The sequence below is a fragment of the Streptomyces sp. NBC_01267 genome (genome assembly GCF_036241575.1).
GTDB lineage: Bacteria > Actinomycetota > Actinomycetes > Streptomycetales > Streptomycetaceae > Streptomyces.
In genome coordinates this window covers 4,254,169-4,275,170 of sequence record NZ_CP108455.1, presented here as the reverse complement: position 1 = coordinate 4,275,170, position 21,002 = coordinate 4,254,169, and the positions used below count along the sequence as shown (strand labels likewise).

18 protein-coding genes are annotated in these 21,002 nt (G+C 66.0%); 6 read left to right on the top strand and 12 right to left on the bottom strand.

The window, feature by feature from the left end:
• Nucleotides 1–301 precede the first annotated feature (301 nt).
• From OG709_RS19655 to OG709_RS19645, 3 genes are read left to right on the top strand one after another with little or no spacing between them, the layout of a single operon-like run.
• Nucleotides 302–2,134 (top strand): hypothetical protein, encoded by a 1,833-nt coding sequence (locus OG709_RS19655; RefSeq protein ID WP_266922492.1) that lies wholly within the window; start codon nucleotides 302–304, stop codon nucleotides 2,132–2,134.
• Nucleotides 2,134–3,573 (top strand): hypothetical protein, encoded by a 1,440-nt coding sequence (locus OG709_RS19650; RefSeq protein WP_329167193.1) that lies wholly within the window; start codon nucleotides 2,134–2,136, stop codon nucleotides 3,571–3,573. The genes OG709_RS19655 and OG709_RS19650 overlap by 1 nt, the downstream gene beginning before the upstream one ends.
• Complete coding sequence (locus OG709_RS19645; RefSeq protein ID WP_266922490.1) at nucleotides 3,570–8,606, top strand: FtsK/SpoIIIE domain-containing protein; 5,037 nt, start codon at nucleotides 3,570–3,572, stop codon at nucleotides 8,604–8,606. Before OG709_RS19650 ends, OG709_RS19645 begins: the two co-directional genes overlap by 4 nt.
• A 124-nt stretch (nucleotides 8,607–8,730) precedes the next feature.
• Here the strand turns inward: OG709_RS19645 and OG709_RS19640 are convergent, their stop codons facing one another.
• The 3 genes from OG709_RS19640 to OG709_RS19630 all read right to left on the bottom strand — a co-directional run bounded on the left by OG709_RS19640 (nucleotide 8,731) and on the right by OG709_RS19630 (nucleotide 10,695).
• Nucleotides 8,731–9,234, bottom strand: a complete 504-nt coding sequence (locus OG709_RS19640; protein ID WP_266922489.1) for a very short patch repair endonuclease — start codon at nucleotides 9,232–9,234, stop codon at nucleotides 8,731–8,733.
• A 202-nt stretch (nucleotides 9,235–9,436) separates the two neighbouring features.
• Nucleotides 9,437–9,625, bottom strand: a complete 189-nt coding sequence (locus OG709_RS19635) for a hypothetical protein (RefSeq protein ID WP_073788316.1) — start codon at nucleotides 9,623–9,625, stop codon at nucleotides 9,437–9,439.
• Between the two features lie 872 nt (nucleotides 9,626–10,497).
• Nucleotides 10,498–10,695, bottom strand: a complete 198-nt coding sequence (locus tag OG709_RS19630) for a hypothetical protein (protein ID WP_329167185.1) — start codon at nucleotides 10,693–10,695, stop codon at nucleotides 10,498–10,500.
• Nucleotides 10,696–11,184: 489 nt separating this feature from the next.
• On the opposite strand from OG709_RS19630, the gene OG709_RS19625 reads away from it, so the two are divergent.
• Nucleotides 11,185–11,667, top strand: coding sequence for a hypothetical protein (locus OG709_RS19625; RefSeq protein WP_329167183.1), 483 nt, complete (start codon nucleotides 11,185–11,187; stop codon nucleotides 11,665–11,667).
• A 94-nt stretch (nucleotides 11,668–11,761) separates the two neighbouring features.
• On the opposite strand, the gene OG709_RS19620 is transcribed toward OG709_RS19625, so the two are convergent.
• From OG709_RS19620 to OG709_RS19585, 8 genes are all read right to left on the bottom strand, one after another.
• Nucleotides 11,762–12,268, bottom strand: coding sequence for a GNAT family N-acetyltransferase (locus OG709_RS19620; protein WP_326694315.1), 507 nt, complete (start codon nucleotides 12,266–12,268; stop codon nucleotides 11,762–11,764).
• Between the two features lie 272 nt (nucleotides 12,269–12,540).
• On the bottom strand, nucleotides 12,541–13,170 hold the full coding sequence (locus OG709_RS19615) for a hypothetical protein (RefSeq protein ID WP_250305548.1): 630 nt from the start codon (nucleotides 13,168–13,170) through the stop codon (nucleotides 12,541–12,543).
• A gap of 40 nt (nucleotides 13,171–13,210) precedes the next feature.
• Nucleotides 13,211–13,630 carry a hypothetical protein gene (locus OG709_RS19610; RefSeq protein ID WP_250305549.1) on the bottom strand — a complete coding sequence of 140 codons (420 nt, stop codon included), beginning with the start codon at nucleotides 13,628–13,630 and terminating at the stop codon, nucleotides 13,211–13,213.
• Nucleotides 13,631–13,883: 253 nt separating this feature from the next.
• Nucleotides 13,884–14,852 carry a LysR family transcriptional regulator gene (locus tag OG709_RS19605; RefSeq protein ID WP_329167179.1) on the bottom strand — a complete coding sequence of 323 codons (969 nt, stop codon included), beginning with the start codon at nucleotides 14,850–14,852 and terminating at the stop codon, nucleotides 13,884–13,886.
• 246 nt (nucleotides 14,853–15,098) lie between these two features.
• Entirely contained in the window at nucleotides 15,099–15,518 is a 420-nt protein-coding gene (locus tag OG709_RS19600) for a nuclear transport factor 2 family protein (RefSeq protein ID WP_250305601.1), read from the bottom strand.
• A 253-nt stretch (nucleotides 15,519–15,771) separates the two neighbouring features.
• A complete protein-coding gene (locus OG709_RS19595) occupies nucleotides 15,772–16,167 on the bottom strand; it encodes a hypothetical protein (protein ID WP_250305551.1) in 396 nt (131 codons plus the stop codon).
• Between the two features lie 312 nt (nucleotides 16,168–16,479).
• Entirely contained in the window at nucleotides 16,480–16,674 is a 195-nt protein-coding gene (locus tag OG709_RS19590) for a DUF397 domain-containing protein (RefSeq protein ID WP_266641635.1), read from the bottom strand.
• Between the two features lie 13 nt (nucleotides 16,675–16,687).
• Nucleotides 16,688–17,539, bottom strand: a complete 852-nt coding sequence (locus OG709_RS19585) for a Scr1 family TA system antitoxin-like transcriptional regulator (RefSeq protein WP_266641636.1) — start codon at nucleotides 17,537–17,539, stop codon at nucleotides 16,688–16,690.
• Between the two features lie 250 nt (nucleotides 17,540–17,789).
• On the opposite strand from OG709_RS19585, the gene OG709_RS19580 reads away from it, so the two are divergent.
• Both OG709_RS19580 and OG709_RS19575 read left to right on the top strand, forming a co-directional pair.
• The gene (locus OG709_RS19580) at nucleotides 17,790–18,254 is read left to right on the top strand and encodes an ATP-binding protein (protein WP_250305554.1); all 465 of its coding nucleotides are present in this window, start codon (nucleotides 17,790–17,792) and stop codon (nucleotides 18,252–18,254) included.
• Nucleotides 18,255–18,417: 163 nt separating this feature from the next.
• Entirely contained in the window at nucleotides 18,418–18,888 is a 471-nt protein-coding gene (locus tag OG709_RS19575; protein WP_250305555.1) for a hypothetical protein, read from the top strand.
• Nucleotides 18,889–18,992: 104 nt separating this feature from the next.
• On the opposite strand, the gene OG709_RS19570 is transcribed toward OG709_RS19575, so the two are convergent.
• Entirely contained in the window at nucleotides 18,993–20,873 is a 1,881-nt protein-coding gene (locus OG709_RS19570; RefSeq protein WP_329167176.1) for a bifunctional metallophosphatase/5'-nucleotidase, read from the bottom strand.
• Nucleotides 20,874–21,002 lie beyond the last annotated feature (129 nt).

The window sequence follows — 21,002 nt, the reverse complement described above, 5'->3', positions numbered from 1 at the left end:
ATCTGCACTTGCTCGTAGAACCGGCGGAACGAGCGGTCATCGTACTCGATCAAGGTTGATCACGCGCTGCAGACGGGCACATACCCATCGGCTGACGTGCCGATCACGTCGGGTTCGCGCCCCCTGAACAACCTCGTCAACGACCATCGTCCTGCGGCCCTGTTGCTGCCTACGTTCCTTCAAGGGGGCCAGAGCCAAGCCAGGAGCGTTTTCGCGCCGTGTCGCAGCATTTGATCTACTGTCAGGCTCGCTGGCAGCTAAAATTCTGCAGCTCTGGGTTCGGTCGACGAAGGACAGCAGCATGCCGCTAGAGGTCAACAAACACGTCCAACGGATACGTCGTTATCAGCCGTTCGACGTCGACACCTCTGAGATGGTCTATGAGCTGCAGGCAGACTGGACACAGCCACAGTTCCCCGTCGTGACGCTGGACTACCTGCTAAGCGCCATCGAGCGACAGACCACGAAGACCATCGTCCTCACCGGAGACGCCGGGCATGGCAAGACGAGCCTGTGCGCCAGCCTTCTGGCCAAACTGCGGGCTGGTGACGAGCCGATCACGCCAGATGTCCGGAAGGCGGTCTTCCTCGGCCTGTCCGAGGCAAAAGGCGCGAGCCGCCCTGTCGGCCGGACCCGTAACGGACGCCCGCTGTACATCCTCAGCGATCTGAGCGAGCTCAGCCCGCAGGCCGGTGCTCACAAACTCGTGGAGCTTCTCGACCCTCCGGACAAAGGCATCGCGATCATCTGCGCGAACGAGGGCCAACTACGCAAGTGCGTCGCCGAGGATGACAACCTCGGCAAAACCGGCACGGGACGTGCCAAGGTTCTGGTGCAGACCCTCACGGAAGGCATAGTTCGCGGGCAGGTCAGTGACTCTGATGGTGCAGTGACCGTCATCAACCTCAACTACCAATCCGTAGCGGCAGACAGTTCCAACGGCGGGCTCATCCCTTGGATCCTGAAGCAGTGGACAACGACCCAGTCATCGCGGTGGAAGCGGTGCGAGACCTGTGATGCACGCAAGGTCTGCCCGATCCTGGCCAATCGCAACGAACTGAGTGATCCCACCCGCGGGCCACAGCGCCGGGTCGCGATCCGGGACATGTTCGCTGCGGCCGAGCGGACCGGGGCCGTAATCACGACACGTCAGGCGCTGTCGGTCACCAGCTACATGCTCACCGGCGGCCTCTCCTGCGATGACGTCCACGCCAGGTACCAGCGGTCGCATTCGAACCGGCAGTGGCAAGCTCCCCACCTGTACCACCAAGCGCTCTTCGGCGACCGGTTGAGTCAGCAACAGCGCCACCTGGTTCCTGCCTTCTTCGCGCTACGGAAGTTGGACCCGGGCCGGGTCTCCCGTCGCCAGGTCGACGACCGACTGGACCCAGATACGGGGGGCGACTTCCCTCCCGCGGATGCCAGCAGCTACCTGCAGAAGGTCCGCACGAATCGGGACGCCCAGAAGCAGGCCGAACAGTTGCGGGGCCTGTACACGTTCCTGCGGCGAGCCGACTTCTTCAACAGTGACGACGATACGGACCGTTTCGCCCGAATGGGTCTGCAGGCCGGAGACGACTTTGTGCGTGTCCAGGACAAGAACCGGGACCCGGCAGACACCAGAGTGCGAGACCTATTTCTCAAGGGCCTGGAGGCCGTCCAGGGCATTCACCGGGCATCGAGCAACCCTGACTTCTTCGTACTTGACCCCGCCTTCTTCACACACCGCGCCCGCGCGGCCGTGGTCTCCCGGCGAGTGCCCAGCAAGGGCGTCGAGGTGGTCGACCAGGTCACCCAGTGGCAACGGGAAGCCGGGACGAGCACCACCCCCGAGATGCGGAACGCCGTCGAGTGGCTCAACCGGGCCATCTACATCCGTATCCCAGCCGTCGCCCCTGACCAGGACGCAGTCTCGGTGGAAGCGGACCTCTTGCGTTTCGAGTTGTTGACGCGGTGGGCCGCGGGCCTGCGCAGCGAGGTGCAGCACGAGGCAGAGATCCGCGGCCTGAGTGGATCCCTGGCTGAGCTGGCTGACTCGTCGAACAAGGACGACGAGATCCAGGTACTGGTGGGCAACGTCATGCGAAAACTCATGATCGACGTCGGCGACAAGATCAGGTCGGTGCGTGCGTAATGGCTGATCGTTCCAAGGCCGAGGTGGTCCTTCGCCTCTTTGGGGTGAATCTCGAACAGCAGGGCCGCGGTTTCTACATCCCGCTTGAGATGCTCGCGATCGCCCGCGGCGTCTACCTGGCGCATCAGGAGGACCCGGAGCAGTTCGCAGGGCTCCTGGACAACGGAGCCGGCACGGCTTACAAGAGAACCTCGCACGACCTGGCCCGGCGAATCGCGACCAAGGCCCCCATAGTCGAGGGCGATGAAGAACTAGGCAAGGCCGTCGAGCTGGACTCTCCCGAGACGATGGAAACGCTCCACGCCCTGTTCTCCTCCCTGTTGGTTGAGATCCCAGGGCGTCGCAGCCAGCCCAGTTGGTTCGGCGCGCACATCTATCCGTTCGTCGGTGAGCTCATCCATTACGACGCAGTCGAACGACGAGTCAAGCAAATCGATGCCAAGAAGAGCGCTAAGAAGCGCAAGCAGGCCACCAAAGTCGATGTCGGCATCAACGCTCCTATTATCGAGCGCTACCTCTTCCGCGATGGTGGGAGTTGGGCCTACAAAGCCCTTCGTGCCGACCTCGATCCTGACCGCAAGGAAGCGACCCGGCAGGGCCTGAGCGACCTCGTGCAGGACAGCGAAACCCCGCTGGGCAATCTCGCGAAGGCCCTCAGCGCGCACGACTTCGACTACGACGAAGCTCCCGTGGAGGGCTCAGACACAGGAATCGAGCTGTATGAGGAGCTCAGCCCGTGGCCTGATCTGCTGAGGGAGGGGACCTGCAACATCGTCAGTCGGATCGCTACGGTCCCGAGGGCCAAGCGCACGGAGAGCCTCATGCACTGGGTCCCCTACTGCTTGGCACGCCATCAGCTCCACCTCGCACGCACCAAGCTCGGTGCCACCAACCGTGAGTCGATCCTGTTGGACTTCGGCAACGAGGCAACCCCGCTGCGCAGGGAATCGCAGAAGAACCTCGCTGGCTTCCGCAACGACATCGTCAAAGCGATCAACGTCCAGGCCCAGGTGATGATCGGCGAAGCCGAAGGCGACGAGGGTAAAAAACGCCGCTACGAGAGATTCATGAAGGAAGGCGGCACCGCGGTCGCCTCACCCCGAGCGTTCTTCAGCGAGACCCTCGCCGCTGTCGGAGCCTTGAACGCGACGGCCGGACGACGACACTTCACCATGAAGCCACCGATGCTCGAGGCTCTGGTCTCTGCCACCGTCGCTCAGGAAGCGGAGATGGAGTTCGACAAGTTCTGCACGCTGCTGTACGAGAGGTATGGGCTTGTGATGGAGGACAAGGTCGCGGCAGCGAGCCCGTTGGCCTACGAGGTCGACCCATCGGTCCTTGACCACAACGGCAAGGCGTTCCGGGAGAAACTCGCCGCTATTGGTCTGCTCACTCAATATTCAGATGCAACCAGCATGGTTCGAGGGGAGCCCCGGTGACCGACAGCAGCATCCGAGCGCTCGGGCGGTTCGTCGCCGACGAAGCACTTCGCAAGGTCACTGAGGCCAACGGGGCCCGCGCCGTCCTACGGGTCAGCGGCTTCGACCGACCGACCGTGGCCGAGGCTCTCCGCCGCACTGCCCGGCAGCTGTTGGGCTCGCAGGACTGTCAGGTTGTCGTCAAGGTCGGCACCTCAGAGCCAATCGAAGGTGTCCCCGCTGACTACCTGTTGGGGCCGCAGGACCAGCTGACCAAGTGGCGAAATTCAGGACAGGGCAGGGCGGTGTTGCTCTTCGAGTGGGGGCAGTCTCCGGACGCACAGGGGCTGGCGGCCATGAACGCCCTGAACGATGCCACGATCCTGGGCAACTACCGTGACTCCTCCGGCGAGCGTGGGTTCGACAGATTCATGGCGGAAGCATGGCGGGAAGCGGGGGGTATCGGCACTGTTCCAGCCGCGATGGGCACCGTTCTGCCGGCGATCTGGGGTGCCGTCACGGATGAGGAGCCCCGGTCCTTGCACCGCTGGGCAGCCTTCCTGGTCGACACTGCGCAGAAGGTCGCAGCAACTCAGGTCCGCACCCCTGACGTGGTCTACCCGGAGATCTCTGCTGCCCTGCCGGCTCTTGATCTCTTCCCAGACCGAGGACTCTTCGTCAAGCCCGCCGCGCTGCCCACCCGGATCAAGAAGAACGTCTCGGTAAGTGCCTTCAAGCAGCCCACGGGCAAGGAGATCACCGAGGACGACCTGATAGACCGCATAAGCGCGACCGAGTTCAGTGCGGAATCCTTGGACCACGTCGGCACGGACTCCGAGACTGCCAAGGAGCTCATGCGCGGCCTCGTACTCAACCTCAATCGCAGTGGCTCCACTCCGCAGGATTCTCGTCAGTTGCGCCGAGAGCAGGACCTGACCCTCTGGCTGGAAGTCTTCGAGCAGAAGTCCAAGAAGATCGGCCTGGGCCAGCAGGTCCGGCAGGAGATCGAGAAGGCCGACGCAGATCGGGTCGACGAGTTCGACGCCATGGTGATCGAAGATGCACTCGACCTCGGAGATCAGGAAGCCGCACAGCGTTTCCTTGACGAGGCTCCTATCGGCGGGGCGGAGCCTCTGGCCGACCTGCTGTCCAAGCGGTCGCGCCGCAAAGTCGAGAAGCTTGCCTTTCCGGACTCTCAGTTCGTCCAGGACCCACTGCGTGCCCTGCTGCGCGAGCTGACCTACTTCTCCGATGAAGAGGAAGGCTCCGTCGTCGTCGGGCTGGAAGGCAACCAGGAAGTTGGGCGGTGGAGCCGTTGGCTCTTCGCTTTCCTGTACGCCAACACCCTGGATGACGTCCGGGAATCCACCGGTCTTCGCCTGACTCTGGACGTCAAGAAGTGCCTGTTGGACCTGACCAAGCCGCCCCTCCCGGAGGAGGACGAGCCGTTCGATCCGAACACGGAGTGGGCCCCGCTGCGCATCCTGGTCGAGATGGACGGCGCCCAGCGACGCTTTCGCTGGGACCCTCTTGGCATCCCGGGGCAGATCGCGCTGGCGGCTCTCATACACGGCTGGCAAACTCCCCCTGGCCAGACCGGTAAATTGACCTTTGACACCTTCCTCGAAAGGTTCAATGACCCCCGGCAGTGGCAGGCCGACGAACCCTTGCCTGTTTCCGAATCGCAGTTTGCCAGTCAGCTGGAGCGCCTCAGGCTGGAGCATTTCAGCCGCTTCTGCGACGGGCTTGACGCCGGGAAGATCAACGATTACGTACGTGAGTGGGAAGGCGTGCTCCGCGAAGCTCGCACCACCCTGGTTCCCGACAACGCTCCGAACGCAGACCTCGAGGCTGTCGTCCTGACCGATGTTGTCGGGCTTGCCGACCACCGCATGATGATGCTGGCCACTCACCCGCTGAAGCTGCGCTGGCTGGCAAAGAACTACGAGGAGGCTGCTGACAGCATCGAGACCGCCCTGAACAAGGAGGGAGGTCTGAGCCTAAACCAGGAAAACGAGGAGCTCTTCTTCGACGCCATTGACCGTATCTCCCCACACGGGACACCTGCTGTCCTCGTCGGTCCCGGCGGCACGATTGCCATTCCGATGCGGGAGTCGGCCGGGCACGAGGAGTACGCACCGGTCCGCTACGGCGGAAACGAGTCCAAGGACTGGCTCTCCAGCGTCGACGAGACCGCGATCGACGAGATGGTCCGCGTCATCACCGACTACCTGACGACCTACCCCCACAAGCTTGATGGGCTGCGCGTACTGCTTCTGGACCGCAACGGCGACCCTGTCCTACCGATGCGCGTGGCCAAGCAGATGCGGGCCAAGAACCCTCGTCTGAAAGTTGATCTGGTTGTACTGGCTCCGCAGGCCACCCACCACGAGATCATCCAGGGTTTCGACCTGCAGTTCTCCGGTACGGAGATGTCCGACGACAGCTTCCTGCCCGACGTCCAACTGATCCTTCAGGCATGGGAGCCCGACCAGGAAGCAGACCTGTCAGGGCTGGAGGACACCATCGACCTCGCTCTGGCGCCGGCACTGTTCGGCACGCAGACCAGTATGAAGGAGAGCACCAAGAAGGAGTCCCTGTCGGGCTACTTCAACCCCTGGAAGCACCCAGCCTCACACAACCTGGCTCAGACCAGCGAGAACGTCGTGAGAGCGCTGTTGCCTGAGACCGCCGACGAGACTCTTGAGTCCTGGTCGACCTTGTGCGTGCGCTACGACCGCCGTTCCCCGGTCTCCCGGGAGAGTGTCGACGGCATCGACTACTTCGAGATGCAGGTGCAGTTCGACCAGCACCAGAACCTGTTCGAGACCCTGCACCGTGTGGCCCACTGGGTCGTCACTCTCGACAGCTTCATCGGCCGTGAGCAAATCGATGCCCTGCGCAACCGCCCTGACGTCATCCTCGTCAAGCCCAGCGTCGGCAAGAACGAGTCCTACACCCTCATTGTCAGCTCGCAGACCGGTCGGCAGTTCGTCGTTCAGCGACTGTGCCGCCGCCTTGAGCAGATCGGTGTCGTCACCCCGCAGGACTCGGAAAGCACCGCTAAACGAATCTACGAGGTCGGCCGCAACGTGGCCCCTGGCGCCGTGCTGCGCTCCCTCGGCATTGGCACTACGGTCAACGAAGTCGTCGGCCTGGTAGCCACGCGGTTTGTCATCGACCAGCAGTTTCCCGTCTCTAGGCAGGGCACGAGCCTGGTCACGTGGATCAGCTTCGACGAGCACCACCGCTGGTTCGGCCGCGGACACAAGACCCGTGCCGACCTCGGCCGGTTTGTGCTGACGGTCCAGGACGACGGCACTGTTCGCCTGGATGTCCTGGTCGCCGAGTCCAAGTTCCGCCAGACCTTCGACGTCGGTTCGGCTGAGGAACAGCTCAACCGCACCACTGACCTGTGTAGGGACGCCTTCCGTTCGGACGGCGAAGCTCGCCACGACCGCCCCTTCTGGCTGGACGAGCTTGCTGCCGCGATCGCTCAGACCAGTGGAAAGACCACGCAGGCCGAAGACCTTCCAGCTCGTACCCTGATCGGTAATGACGACCACCGCCAGGTCGAGGCGAAGGTCCTTGATGCCCTACGCTCCGAGGATGTCCAGCTCGGCCACGTCACTGGCGTTGCCGTGGCTATCTCGGCAGAGGACGATCAGTCGGCACCCGCGGTCGGAAGCCTCGGCAGGCACACCCTGGTGAGGTTGAACAAACGGGAACTGCTGAACCTCATCGGCGCTCTACGCGCCAAGGAGGACCCCACCAACGCCGATCCCCTTGTTGTCTCTGGAGACCTCAGCGGGACCATGAAGGCCGCTGACACTACCGTCGAAACCTCCTCTGTGGGCCTTTCCGCCGAACCGCCCACTCTGGAAGAAACAACGGCATCTGCCGAGGCCGGCGGGGCGGCCGCTCTAACAGCTGCGCCAGGAGCGGTACTTGCGCGTCACCCTGCCGCAGAGGCAGGTCCTGCACCTCTGAAAGCTTCCCGCGGTGGGCTCTCCGAGGAGGAGCTGGCGCTTCGATACAACAAGATCGTTGACGTCTTTGCCCGCCACAAGGTCGCGGTCACCGCACCGGAGGTCGGCAAGTGGCAGGAGGGACCCGGCTTCTATATCTTCCGGTTCATCCCCAATCCTGGGGTCACCGTGGACAAGCTGACCAACCGACGCGACGAGATCTTCCTGGCCCTGGCGCTCCCCTCCGGGTTCAGCATTCGTGCCCGCAGCGACCGCGGCTCCGTGCTCTTCGAGATCCCCAAGATCGACGACGAGAAGTACGGGGTCGACGCCAAGGCGCTGTGGCTGCGGTGCCCGGCCAATCCCGAGAGCCTCATCGCCCCGCTGGGCGCCGACATCGAGGGCAACCCTGTCACCATTGACCTCTCCTCTGCAGACTCACCGCACTTGCTGGTGGCCGGCACTACCGGATCAGGAAAGTCCGTCGCGCTGGATACGATCCTCAAGGGCCTGGTCCGGTACGACAAGAGCACCCTGCGACTCCGCCTCGTTGATCCCAAGGGCACCGAGCTTGTCGACTTCGAGGATGACCCGCACCTTGACGGCGTGATCGGTATGGACGCTGCCGACGCCATCGAGATCCTTGAGGAAACCGTCGAAGAGATGGCCGTGCGCTACAAGGACATGAAGGCAATCCGCACACGCAAGCTCGTCGAGTACAACGCCAAGGTCGACAAGGCAGATCGAAAGCCCTGGATCGTCATCGTCCTTGATGAGTACGCCGATCTCACTAGCGATCCCGAAGAGAAGAAGCAGATCGAAGCGCTGCTCAAGCGCCTGACGCAGAAAGCCCGCGCTGCGGGCATCCACGTCATTACAGCCACGCAGCGACCGAGTGCGGACGTCATCTCTACGACCATCCGCTCCAACTTCCCTGCCCAACTCGCCCTGCGGGTCAAGACAGCGACCGACAGCCGCATCATTCTGGACGAGACGGGAGCCGAAGCTCTGGCCGGACAGGGCGACGCCTTTTTGCACACGGCTAAGAGCACCACGCGACTGCAGGTGGCCTACGACGGGAGCTGACCAGGTCCCGCCAGGTTTGATCAACTCCATCTCGTAGAGAGGCCAAAAAGGCCACCACTGGTACGAGCTCTTCTCGCTGAACTCGGCGGAGTTCAGCTGACCGCTGCCGCCAGCGACGTGACGGTCAGGAGGTCTTCTTCGCGTGCTTTGAGGCTTGGACCTCCTGCCGCCGGGCCGCCACTGCCTCGATGACAGTGGCGGCACACGCCTCTGGTTCGAGGTGTTCCCAGAAACGGAGCACCAGCCAGCCTGCCTCCGTGAGGCGGTTGTCTGTGTCCCGGTCGCGCTGGATGTTCCGGCCGATCTTTTCTTCCCAGTACAGCCGATTCGTCTTGGGCATCACGAAGTGCTCCGGGCAGCCGTGCCAGAAGCAGCCGTCGATAAAGACTGCGACCTTCGTAGGGCGGAAGACCATGTCGGCCGTGCGGCGCATCTTCGGGAGCGGCTTTGCCGCTACCCGGTAGCGCAGTCCAGCGGCGTGGACAAGCGAGCGGAGGAGCAGCTCGGGCTCGGTATCACGACTTCGGTTGCCAAGCATGCTCCGCCGGGTCGCGGCCGACGACGCCCACGACCCCTCCGGCAGTGTCCACTGCTCGGCCGGCGCTTCTGGTACTTCTTGCTCGCTCATACTCCCAGCAGCTCAGAGACAACTTCCTCCAGGGCGTCCCGCCCGGCGAGGACCTGTTCCTGTCCGTCCAACTCCATTCTCGGCGCTTCCCCGTGCCGAGGTCGGGCGGTCGCAAGTCTCGCACCCACGGACGCCACCTGGCTGCACACCGACCTCCCCGATCGCTGCAACGGGAATGGCCTCGCGGCGGTGGGCTCCCCACTCACAGAGTTCCGTCCTGCAGCAGGGCCTTGAAGGCGTCTACCTCTCGCTGCAGCACAATGCGCCCGTCGCCGTCGCTGAACGCCAGGATCCGGCCGCCTGCATCCAGGCCCGCCTCCGCGAGGAGCCCCAGCGGCAGGGACACGCGGCCGTCGTCATCGATCTGCAGTTCTGCTGGTTCGCGTATCACAATCGCAGTCTGCCAGGCTCCAGGTAGGGCTGGGCTGCCCTGACAGGTCCGGCGATCAGGGCAGCCCATGAGCATTACCCTCTTTGACACGTAGATCCGCAGAGGTGAGCAAGAATTGCGATGGTTAACGGACATAGCGCAGACCCCCGGTCCAGGGCAGGTCGGGGCTGACAGGATTGTTCCATGCGCCGTATGTCGCGTGGTCGCCTGCTGCAGAATGCTGGGCCAGCTCCGCGTGGCTCAGCCGAATGTCGAACTGCTCGCCTCGTCGGCCTCCGTGGGTGGCGCGAAACGCGGACTCAGCAGCGGTTGCCTGAGGTCTCGCTGGGAGCCATCTGGGAGCCAACCCGCTCCCCAAGCCCCTTCGAGACCACCCGAGACCAAGACAGACCGACGCTCTGACCAGCGCAAACGCCATCCGCACTGGCTAGATCAGTAACCGGCCCTCATTCGGGACGAAGAGGTCGTGGGTTCAAATCCCGCCACCCCGACAGCCAAAACAGCAGGTCAGGGCTGGTACTGAGAAATCAGTACCAGCCCTGATCTGCGTTGTCCGACACATGACCGTTCGGGGCGGTTGAGCTGGTCCGTTGCTCCGGACGGACGTCGGCCGATCCACATGACGGACACGGATGGCCGGTCTGTGGGACCGCTGCCGCCGAAGCGCGCTGTACGGGTACGGGATCACGCTCCTGGACCTGCGCCTTGCGGCGTCCCAGGCGGGCGGCCCGACTGCCGGGGATTGGCTGCGGCGAGCAAACAAGCAGGCGTCCGGAGGCCTCACCGCTGAGGCGCCCCGGAGCGTCCTCTTCCTTACGAGGAAGCGCCCTGCTCGGAGGCCTTCGCCCGGTCGCCTTCCGGCTCCGCGGCCCTCAGCAGTTCCGCGGACCGGATGGTGCGGGTCCCCGCGAGACCCTCAGCCGCACCTGAGCCCCGGTCGCGATGTCCGGCGAGACCGCGGGCAGCGCCCAGGCGGTGGTCAGGTCCGTGTTCTGGTCGAGGGCCAGGAACCGGGCCACCCCCTTGCCCTTGCGCGACTCCATCCGCAGCACCTCACCGGTGATCACCACTGTGACTCGTTTCCAGCCCTGAGCTGCATTCGAATTACACAAGAACCCCACAACATTCGTGGAATCTCCTCTAATCTGCCCCGAGGCGCCGCACACGGCCGGCCCGGCCCGGCAGGGCGCGTGTGCCGGCATACGCGGACACGGCTCTGCGGCAGTGCAGTGAGTGAAGAACAAGAACTAGGGGGTCGCATGTCTCTTCGGGATGCACCGAGGTCGTCAGAATTCAGCGGTGGCCAGGGCAGAGAGGCCGGCAGAAGGTACGGCCGCAGGGGCTATGGAGGCCTGCTGGTCGGGTTTGTGGCCCTGACCGTCAGCCTGTCGGGGTGCTCCGGCGGGGACCAGGACACCGCCGCATCGGTCAAGTCCTCAGCTGCCGCCTCCGCCTCGGCTCACATATCCGCTTCTCCGTCTACTTCCGCGTCTCCCTCCGCCACGCCTTCGGTATCCCCCTCCGCGACTCCCTCGAAGAAGCCGGTCGTCAAGGAGACGGTGAGCAACTACGCCAACTGGAACGTCCAGAAGGCCGTGGCAGACGCGCGCAAGCACCGGGTCACGTCGGTGTCGTACACGGACGCGAGCGAGCTGAAGCGCACCGTGGTGCACACCTCCAACTGGAAGGTGTGCTCGCAGACTCCGTCCGCCGGCAGCTACAGCACGGCCACGAAGCTCACGTTCAAGATCGTGGGGTCGGGCGAGTCATGCACGCACCCACCGCGCGCCTCGTCCGGCAGTACGTCCAGCAGCGGCGGGTCGTCCTCGTCCGGCGGCGCCGGCACCGGCTCGGGTGGAAGTACGTCGACGGGCGGCAGCTCCACCAAGGCGCAGTTGTGCAGCATCCGTTCCAACGCCGGTAACTGCTACCACGCCGGGCAGTTCTGCCGGAAGGCCGACGTGGGCGCGACGACCACGGACGCGGCCGGGCGGAAGATCGCGTGTGGCTTCGAGTCCGGCTCCAACCGTTGGCATTACTGAGCAACGAGCGGTACAGAGATCACCATGCGGACCCGGTGTGCGAGGGGCAGGGCGTCCCGCGCTCTGCCCCCGCACAGCAGGGTGGGTCGGGAGCCTAGATCCCGAAGGGTGCTGCGTAGTGGACAGTGCCGCTGGGCAATTGGTGGGCCTCGTCGAGGGACATGGCCATCATGGCCTCGTCCGGGACGTCGATGCTCAGGCCGATGCCGTGCGTGGAGGCGCGGATGAAGCCGAAGCGCGGGTAGTACGCGGGGTGTCCGAGGACGGTGACGTAGTGCTCGTCCATGTCCTTGGCGGCCCGGAGGGCGGCACGGATGGCGGCGGAGCCTGCGCCGCTCCTCTGGTGCTCGGGCCGTACGGCGACGGGGGCCAGGCACAGGGCCGGGGTGTCGCCGATGTGGCAACGGGTCAGCAGCGCGTGGCCGATGACCTTGTCGTTCTCGTCGGTGGAGACGAGGGACAGGCCGTCGATCCAGGAGGAGTCGGCGCGGAGGGCGTCGACGAGGTCGGCCTCGCCGGAGGTCTCGAACGCGGCGAGGTTGATGTCGCGGATGGTGGCGATGTCGGCGGGGGTCTCGGGGCGGGTGTCCCAGGTGGTCATGGTTGGGGTTCCGTTCGTGTGTGCACGGGGCGGGGGTGGGGCTGGGAACGCGCGGTGGCGTGGTCGCATTCGCCGCTGTGTTCGCGGCGCAGGGGTGGCCTCCCCCCGCAGCCATGCCTGCGCCTCGCCCGTCCCTGGCCTCGCCCGTCGGCGTGGGCGATCCGCTCGGTGTGCCGAGCAGGTGGCCACCACTGGCGTCGAAGCGGTGCAGACGGCATCTTCGGCCTGGATCTCAGCAGCGTAGGCGTAGGCGTCCACACGCTGCGCCGGAATCATTCCTCGTCGAGGATCTCCCCCAGCGCGGAACGTGTCTCGGCGATCTCGGACTCGGCGAGTTCGTAAGCGCCGTGAGCCCGGTCCACAGCCTCCCTACCAATAGCCAGAAAGCCGAAGAGACCTGCGGTGAACCCAGCCAGGATTGCGCTGAACCTTGCGGCGCGGGCGGCTGATACCGCGTACCGGAGATTCAAGCGAGCTGCGGCTCGCTGCCCCTGTGCCCCTCGATTCCTCGCGGCCTCAGAAGCGTTGACCGTGCCTTTAGCGCAGACCTCCGCGAGGGCCGCGAAAACGAAGGTCAGAGCGACGACACCGCCGAAGGCCGCGCACACTGCGCCGAGAACGCTTCCGAGACGATCTCCCGTCGACGCCCGGCCCATGAGGGCTGCAACCACGCAGTAGCCCGACGCGCCGAAGAGCATGACAGTGAGCCAGGTCCAGCCGAACAACGCCTCTCCGGCCCCTACCCGCTCCTCGGCCTCTTCCTCTTCCGGCTGGTTCCCGGCAGGACGGGCTTTCCCGCGGCATCGCTGTCCCCGGAGTGCCTGAGGCACATCATCCCGGCCGTCACCCGGCGGCGCGTGATGGTTGTTGACGTCCCCGTACACGTCGCCTGCGATGAACACACCAGGCCCACGGTTGTGCTGCCCGCCCTGGCTCGGGGAATCACTCGTGAATGCCATGCGCTGCGCCGTGGTTGATAGTGAGGCCGCCCTCGATGTTTCCGTTGATAAAGGTGCCCGTTCCGTGGTTGTGCTGCTCAACTACAGAGGTCGACCGGCCCTGCCAGGCCAGGGCCGACAGTTCCGCGTACGCGACCGGTTCCGACTCTGCCAGTCCCACGAGCACAGGGGCCCACACAGCCGCGGCGGCCCGTAGGACGGCCTCACGATCACCTGCCAGAGCCTGGACCACAGCGGCCCGGTCCCGGTCCAGACGTTCGAGTTGAGCTGCCGCCTCGTCCTCATGACCGCTACGTCGGCTCAGACGGCCAATTGCCTCCCGAACCCGCTGATACGCCTCCTGGGTCGCCTGGGTGAGAAAGGTCGCAGCCACAGTCGTCGCCGCGAAGGTCGCTTCGTCCACTCGCATCTCCCCCATCCGGTCGCAGCACTGTATCCACGTGCGCCCCAGACGGCGGCCGGAACGGCCCATCCCGCATTCGAGGCAGACTCAAGAGACAAATGCATTCAACTCAGATGTACCAGGGCCGGGCCGACTGGGTAGCTGTTCCCACTAGAGAGTCGGAGCCGTCGGCGTTGTTACCGAGGACCGCGTCCGGGGCGTCTGTCGGAAGCGCGGATGATCCGGTGAACAACGCCAAGAAATGGGGGCCTTCTCACGAAGTTCCCGTCGGCGGGGCGCTCCGTCGCAGGACCGTTCGTGCCGCGGTCAGCAGGGCTGTCAGCGCCGGGTGGTGGTTCCGCGGGAGCCAGACCAGGGCGGAGACCGACGGGGGGAGGTCGGCGACGGAGACATAGGCGACGCCGGGACGGGGGTAGAGGTGCTGGGCCGCGGTGGGGAGGAAGGTGATGGCCTCGCCCCGGGCGACCGTGAGGAGCATCGATTCGATGTCCGGGGCCACCGGCCCGAAGCGTACGGAGGCGCCGTCCGGGCGGGGGTTGACGACCCAGTCGTCCCACCACAGCCGCGGGGCGCCGGCCGGGACGTCGACGACGGTTCGGCCGGACAGCTGCGCGAGGCAGATCTGCGGCTCGCCTGCCAGCGGATCACCGGCGGGCAGGCATGCCATCCGGGGCTCGGTGGCCAGGTGCAGGGTCCTGAAACCCGGGGGCAGCGGGGGCCGCAGAAAGGCGACATCGATGTCCCCGAGCGCGAGGCCCTCGATCTGCTCGGTGAAGTCGACGCTGTGTATCTCGAAGGTGAGGTGCGGGTGTTGGGCGCGCAGTTCGGTGAGGATCGCCTGGGTGTACGGCATGGCCGCCTCGGCGCCGATGGTGCCGATGGTCAGGTGCCCGCGAAGCTCCCGGGAGTGCGCGTCGGCGGTCCGGCGGATCCGGTCCAGCGCCGCGATCACCGCCCTGGCGTCCGGTATCAGCGCGGCGCCGGTGTCGGTGAGCCGTACCGTACGGCTGGTGCGGTCGAGCAACGCGACACCGAGCCGGGTCTCCAGGGTGCGGATCTGCTGGCTGAAGGACGGCTGGGTCACGAACGACCGCGCTGCGGCCCGTCCGAAGTGCAGTTCCTCGGCCAGCACCAGGAACAGACGCAGCTGATGCGTTGTCGGCTCCGGGCGACTGGCGGCAGGCATGGCGTGCGGTTCGGACGTGCCGTTCGCGGGTTCCATGGAGGAAAGGCTATCGATCCGGCGCCATTTCACGCCCGGCCTTCCCCTGGTCTCCCCCTCCCACGGGTGCCAGCATCAGGGAGTCACTCGCTGGGAGGACTTCAGGGGAAAACCGGTCCCGGTCAGTGACGGGGGAAGCGCGATTCGCATCCGCGAGTGCGCTGTGACAGGGGCGACGACCGCACTCGTGGCGAACGGCGTCCCGAACACCGCGGAGCCCTGGGCAGTTGCGGTCCGGGGCTCCGTTCACAGTTCCATGCCTCTTCGTGCCTCGAATGCACCGGCGACGGCAAGGCTGTCCTCGTAGACGTGGTGCCGCGTGACCAGGCCGTTCTCGACCGTGAGGTGGAGGGCGAACCGCGCGCGGTACGCACGTATGGTCGACCGGGCGGTCAGGCGGATCTCGCCGAGCACGACCGCGTCGTTCCCGTCGACGAGGATGCGCTCGATCTCCGTCCCCACCTCCTCGGGCACGTGCTGCTCGGCGAGTTCACGGTAGTGGGCGGCCACGTCGTCCCGGGTGGACCGGTGACGGATCCACGGTGTGGCGGTCCGGCCGTGCTCCGTCTCCGGCCAGTCGAGCTTCCAGTCGACCCGCGCGGCGTACAGTTCGGCGACGCGCGCGGGGTCGCCCTCGCCGATCCTGCCCAGCAGTTCCTCCACCAGCGTGCGTGTGTCGGTGACTGTCGACGTGACTCCCCCTCGATGCCGGGCTCGCGTCCTGGTGACGTGAGCCGGGACGGCCCATTGCTGGCAGCGCGGGAGCAGGAAGAAGGGCTTGCACTCCCCGGGCCTTCTGCCAGTCCGTGGTGACCACCAGATTTCCTCCCGCAAGCAACGCGCCCGATATGACGCCTTTGCCTGCCCCGTCGGATATTGGCAGCAACCGGGATGGCCACGCCAGGCAGAGCCTGGTTGATCAACCGAACGAGTGAGGCAGCACGGGGAGAAGCGCCTCGCCGCGTACGCGAAAGGCCAGGTACGGGCGTACGGTCCACTCGGTCCACGCCCCCCGATGGCTGAGCGAGAAGCCGCAGGGCTCGCCGCGGTGCAGTGCGGCGATCGCGCCGACGCAGCCGCCCCCGTCGACCCAACTCAGCGCGCGGTGCCGCTCCATGGGCGGCAGGGTGTGCGCCAGTTCGCGTACGTCCGCACGGATGCGGCGGATCGCTTCGGCCGGTTCGGTGACGGAGCGGCGCGACGCCTCGGCGATCTTGTCGGCCTCCATGGTCCGGTAGGTGACCCGCTCGCACCAGAAGGCGGGCGTTACGGATGCGGTTGCGGTTACAGGGGCTGTGGATACGGAGTCGCGCACGACGGGACCTCCTGACGCAGCGTCCGGACTACCCCTTGCCCGCGGCCGGCGTGACGAGCAGCGGGCAAGGGGCAGCCCCTTTCTCGCTCCTCAACTGGCGCAAATTGAAGAGGAGTTGCGCACCTTCGGGCGTGGGCCTGCCGAGGAATCAGCCCGTGGCGACGCACTGCGAAGTTAGCTTTTGAGCCCATCCCGTATCAAGCGTTTGACGTCTAACGAGTGAGACCTTTCGCCCGGATGAGTGTTACGCAACGAGACGGGCGGCCCCCACCTGCGCCGGTGGAGACCGCCCGAAGCGGGAGCTGGGCCGTATCAGGCCAGGTCGTCGAACTCGCCCTCCTTCGCGCCCCCGAGGAAGGCGCGCAGCTTGGCCCGGGTCGTGTGGATGACCACACCAGGGTTGTCGCTCTCGCGCATCAGGATCTCGCCTCCCTGCTCGGCGAGTTCGAGGCAGTTGTCCCCATCGGCATCTGCCGACTTGGACGACTTTCGCCACTGAATGTCCATACGTCTCACGCCTTCAGACTTGTTGTGCGATTTCACTGATGAAGTCCCGGGAGCTCTGCGGATCGAGCGACCGCCCCTCGGTCCGGTCAAGCACCGCCCGGAAGTTCAGGAGACGCGTCTCGGCATCGACGAATCCTGAACCGGTCGGGGTGTCCGTCTGCACGGTGTCGAGCTGCGGAACGGGGCCGTACACATAGTGCGTCGAACTCCCGGCGTTCGGAAAGCCACCCGCCGCGAACGGGATCACGCGAACGGTGACGTTCTCACGTTCCGACTCCTTGAGCAGGTGGTCGAGCTGCCTGACGGCGACTTTGCGTCCGCCGTACTGCATACGCAGCGCCGCTTCGTGAATCAGGAAGACACAGGCGGGCGGGTTTTCCCGATCGAGGACGTCGCGACGCCTCAACCGGTGCGAGAGCCGACGGCGAAGGTTCGCCGGCGTCGGCGACGGCATGGCTTCCGCGTACACCGCACGTGCGTAGTCCTCGGTCTGGAGCAAGCCCGGCATATGCATGATCTGCACTGCCCGGAATCCCACGGCGTGATGCTCCAACTCCGCCAGGTCGAGTGCGCCGACCGAGAGATCGCCGCGGTAGTCCTCCCACCACCCCTTCGTACGCTCCTCGGCCATGTCGGCCAGCGCGTCGACATATGCCGGGTCCGGACACGCGTAGCAGTCGGCCCACGTGCGCACTCGCGCGGCGCTCACCCCGAACCGCCCCGATTCGGTGTTGCTGATGGTGGTGCGGTCCGTACCGAGCTGCGATGCGGCCTCCGCAGGCGCGAGACCGGCATGCTCTCGCATCTTGCGCAGCTCGGTACCCAATCGGCGCTGCCGCGCCGTGGGCGGCTTCCTCGGTGGCATCGGCCTCTCCCTTTTCGTCGGGTCCAGTGTGGCCCGCGTCCCTCGAAAGGGTCCACTTCCAGCAAATATTATGGCTATGGATACAACAATTGATACCCAGACGCTAACGTCGTCACTGCACCGCGACGCACGTCAGTTGTCCGAAGTGCAGCCATTTCAGCGCGCCTTGAGACCCGCGCGCCGATCCGGCCATCGCCACGGACAACGAGCGGCGCACCCGTTTCGGATCGAATCCCGTAGGGAGAACGACATGACCCCCGCCGCACCACGCCCCCCACAGGGCGGCGAGTTCTACCGCATCGCTCTGCCCAGTACCGCCAACGCCCCTTGCATCGCAAGGGACTTCGTGGCGTCGCTGCTCACCGTCAGCTGTCATCGCGGGCTCGTCGACGACGCCCGGCTCTGCGTCACGGAGGTGGTGACCAACGCCCACCGCCACACCCGCACGCCCCGGATCCAGCTCTGCGCGACCGTCAACCGCAAGCAGGTCACGGTCTCCGTGGCGGACAACGCACCTTGGTTCCTTCCGGTGTTCACACCCTCGGGTACCGGCGACGAGTTGGAGTGCGGGCGGGGCCTGATGCTGCTCGACCGGCTGGCGTTCGCCTGGGGGTGGACCCTGCTGGGCGGCTGCGCCCCGGACCGTAAGGCCGTCTGGTTCACGCTCGCGCGGGCCGGGGCCGAAGGGGCCGATGAGGTCGGTACGGCCGCCTGACCTGCGCATACAGGTCGAGTGCGGTCCCTTGGCAACGCAGCGGGACTCCGTAGCTCGTTGGAGTGGAAGCGCTGGGCTGATCCCTGCAGAGCGCAATCACTCTGTATACCTATGCCTACGGAGGGTTACCTACACGGTGACCCGTCAGCCAAGGAGCAAGCGCGTGAAATTCCGTACTTCTGTGTGTCTCGCGGCCGTATCGGCAACGCTCGTTCTCGGCGCGGGAAGCGCGTTCGCGGCCCCGGCTCTCACCGCGAGCCAGGCCGGGACCGCCCGGGTCAGCACCGCGCGTCCCGCCAGCGACACCATCATTCGGCCGCGCGCCACCATCTGCAAGAACCAGGCGTGGACCTCGGGCAACGGCCGGGCCGTGCTGCGCATGCAGGAGGACGGCAACTTCGTTCTCTACAAGGACGGCCGCGCCGCCTGGCAGGCTCCCGGCACCTGGTCGCACGGCAACTGCGCGGTGTTCCAGGAGGACGGCAACTTCGTCGTCTACAACTCCGCCAACCAGCCCGTGTGGGCGGCCGGCACCTGGCACAAGGGCGCCTACCTCGCCATTCAGGACGACGGCAACGTCGTCGTCTACAACAGCGCCCGTCAGCCGGTCTGGGCCACCAACACCGGTGACTAGTTGAGCCGTTCCCGGTCCTGCGCGACGTGCTCCTGACACCGCGCGGGGCGGGAAAGGGGTGGCGGGCCGTTCGGCTCGCCACCCCGGTGCACCGTGGCTGTCTGCTACTTGACGACCGTGATCCGGTCCGTCGCCGACGGCGCGATCGGCGCGGACGCCGAGGAGTTCGCCGCCAGGTAGGCGTTGAAGACATCCAGGTCGGACGCGCCGACCAGCTTGTTCGTGCCCTGGCCGAGCGCCGCGAAGCCGTCGCCGCCGCCCGCGAGGAACTCGTTCATCGCGACGCGGTAGGTCGCGGCCGGGTCGATCGCCGTGCCGTTGAGCGCGACGGTGTTCGCGACGACGCGGTCGGCACCGGTCTTCGTCAGGTCGAGGGTGTAGGTGAGGCCCTTCGACACCTGGAGGATCTTCGGTGACTGCTCGTTGGCGCCGCTGACCTGCTGCTGGAGCGCGGTGATGAGCTGCGCGCCGGTCAGGTCGACGACGTTCATCATGTTGGTGAACGGCTGCACGGTGAACGCCTCGCCGTACGTCACCACCCCGTCGCCCTCACTGCCGCTCGCCTTGTAGACGAGGTCGGAGCGGATGCCGCCCGGGTTCATGAAGGCCAGCTGCGCGCCGCCCTTGTCGGCCGGGGCGAGGCCCGCGAGCTGCGCGTCGGCGATCAGGTCGCCGAGCGGGGTCTCGGGCGAGGTGTCGCCGCGGCCGTTGATGTCCGCCGAGATGAAGCCCTGCGGCTTGTCGGCGATCGGCGCGGCCAGCGCGTTCCAGCGGGAGATCAGCGAGGTGATGTCCTTCGCCTTGGGCTGATCGCGGCTGACGATGTGGTTGACGGCCGTCGGGGTCTGTCCCGGCTTACCGGGCTTGCCCGCCTTGACCGCGGTGCGCACGATGTCGTTCGTCCTGAGGTCGTACGTCAGCGTGCTGTCCGTGTACAGCCGCCCGAAGGACGCCGCCGAGGTCACCATGCGGGGGTTCCCCGCCGGGTCCGGGATGCTGCACACGTACGCCTGGTGGGTGTGGCCGGTGACCAGCGCGTCCACCTTCGGCGAGATGCCCTTGGCGATGTCGACGATCGGGCCGGAGATGCCGTCGCCCGCGCCGGGCGAGTCACAGTCGTAGTTGTACGAACTGCTGGCGGGCATGCCGCCCTCGTGGATCAGCGCCACGATCGACTTGACGCCCTGGCGGTCGAGTTCCTTGGCGTACTTGTTGATCGTCTCGATCTCGTCGTGGAACTTGAGCCCCTTGACGCCGTTCGCGGTGACGATGTTCGGCGTGCCCTCCAGCGTCACCCCGATGAAGCCGATCTTGACGCCGTTCTTCTTCCAGACCGTGTACGGCTTGAGGATCGGCTTGCCGGTCTTCTCACTCGTCACGTTGGCGGCGAGGTAGGGGAAGTCCGCGCCCTTGAACTTCTTGCCCTTCTCGAAGCAGCCGTCGGTGGGGTGGCAGCCGCCGTTCTGCATCCGGGCCAGCTCGGTCGCGCCCTCGTCGAACTCGTGGTTGCCGACGGAGGTGACATCGAGCTTGATGTCGTTGAGCGCCTCGATGGTCGGCTCGTCGTGGAAGAGCCCGGACAGCATCGGGCTGGCACCGATCATGTCGCCGCCCGCCGCGGTGATCGAGTACGGGTGACCCTTGCGGGCGGTCCGCAGCGAACTCGCCAGATACTCCGCGCCACCGGCCGGGATCGCCTTCACGGTCCCGTCGGGCTGCGTCTCGTTGACCGTGCCCGAGGAACCGGCGGGCGGCTCCAGGTTTCCGTGCAGGTCGTTGAAGGACAGCAACTGCACGTCGACCGTGGGGTCGGGCTTGGGCTCGTGCTGCCCGTGGTGGCCGTGCCCCGGCCCGTGCCCCGGACCGTGACCGTGGTCCTGCGCCGCGGCGGGCATCGCGGCGACGAGCGCACCGACGGTGGCGAGCCCGGCAGCGGCGGCGAGGATGCGCCGGGTGCCGCGGGTTCTGTGAGGTGTGGCTGACATTCGTCCCCTTGTGAGTTCTGTGTGAAGGGTGAGGGGTGCGAGCGGCAGCCTAGGGTCAACGCGCGTAGCGCGACAGGGGGAACCGGGTTACGAGCTGGTTTCCGTTCGGGTCCTTGCGGGGATCCGAGC

Coding starts and splice junctions, on each gene's coding strand:
- OG709_RS19655 (WP_266922492.1), top strand. CDS start 302: ATGCCGCTAGAGGTCAACAAACACGTCCAACGGATACGTCGTTATCAG.
- OG709_RS19650 (WP_329167193.1), top strand. CDS start 2,134: ATGGCTGATCGTTCCAAGGCCGAGGTGGTCCTTCGCCTCTTTGGGGTG.
- OG709_RS19640 (WP_266922489.1), bottom strand. CDS start 9,234: ATGAGCGAGCAAGAAGTACCAGAAGCGCCGGCCGAGCAGTGGACACTG.
- OG709_RS19620 (WP_326694315.1), bottom strand. CDS start 12,268: ATGACCACCTGGGACACCCGCCCCGAGACCCCCGCCGACATCGCCACC.
- OG709_RS19605 (WP_329167179.1), bottom strand. CDS start 14,852: ATGGAACCCGCGAACGGCACGTCCGAACCGCACGCCATGCCTGCCGCC.
- OG709_RS19590 (WP_266641635.1), bottom strand. CDS start 16,674: ATGGACATTCAGTGGCGAAAGTCGTCCAAGTCGGCAGATGCCGATGGG.
- OG709_RS19585 (WP_266641636.1), bottom strand. CDS start 17,539: ATGCCACCGAGGAAGCCGCCCACGGCGCGGCAGCGCCGATTGGGTACC.
- OG709_RS19580 (WP_250305554.1), top strand. CDS start 17,790: ATGACCCCCGCCGCACCACGCCCCCCACAGGGCGGCGAGTTCTACCGC.
- OG709_RS19570 (WP_329167176.1), bottom strand. CDS start 20,873: ATGTCAGCCACACCTCACAGAACCCGCGGCACCCGGCGCATCCTCGCC.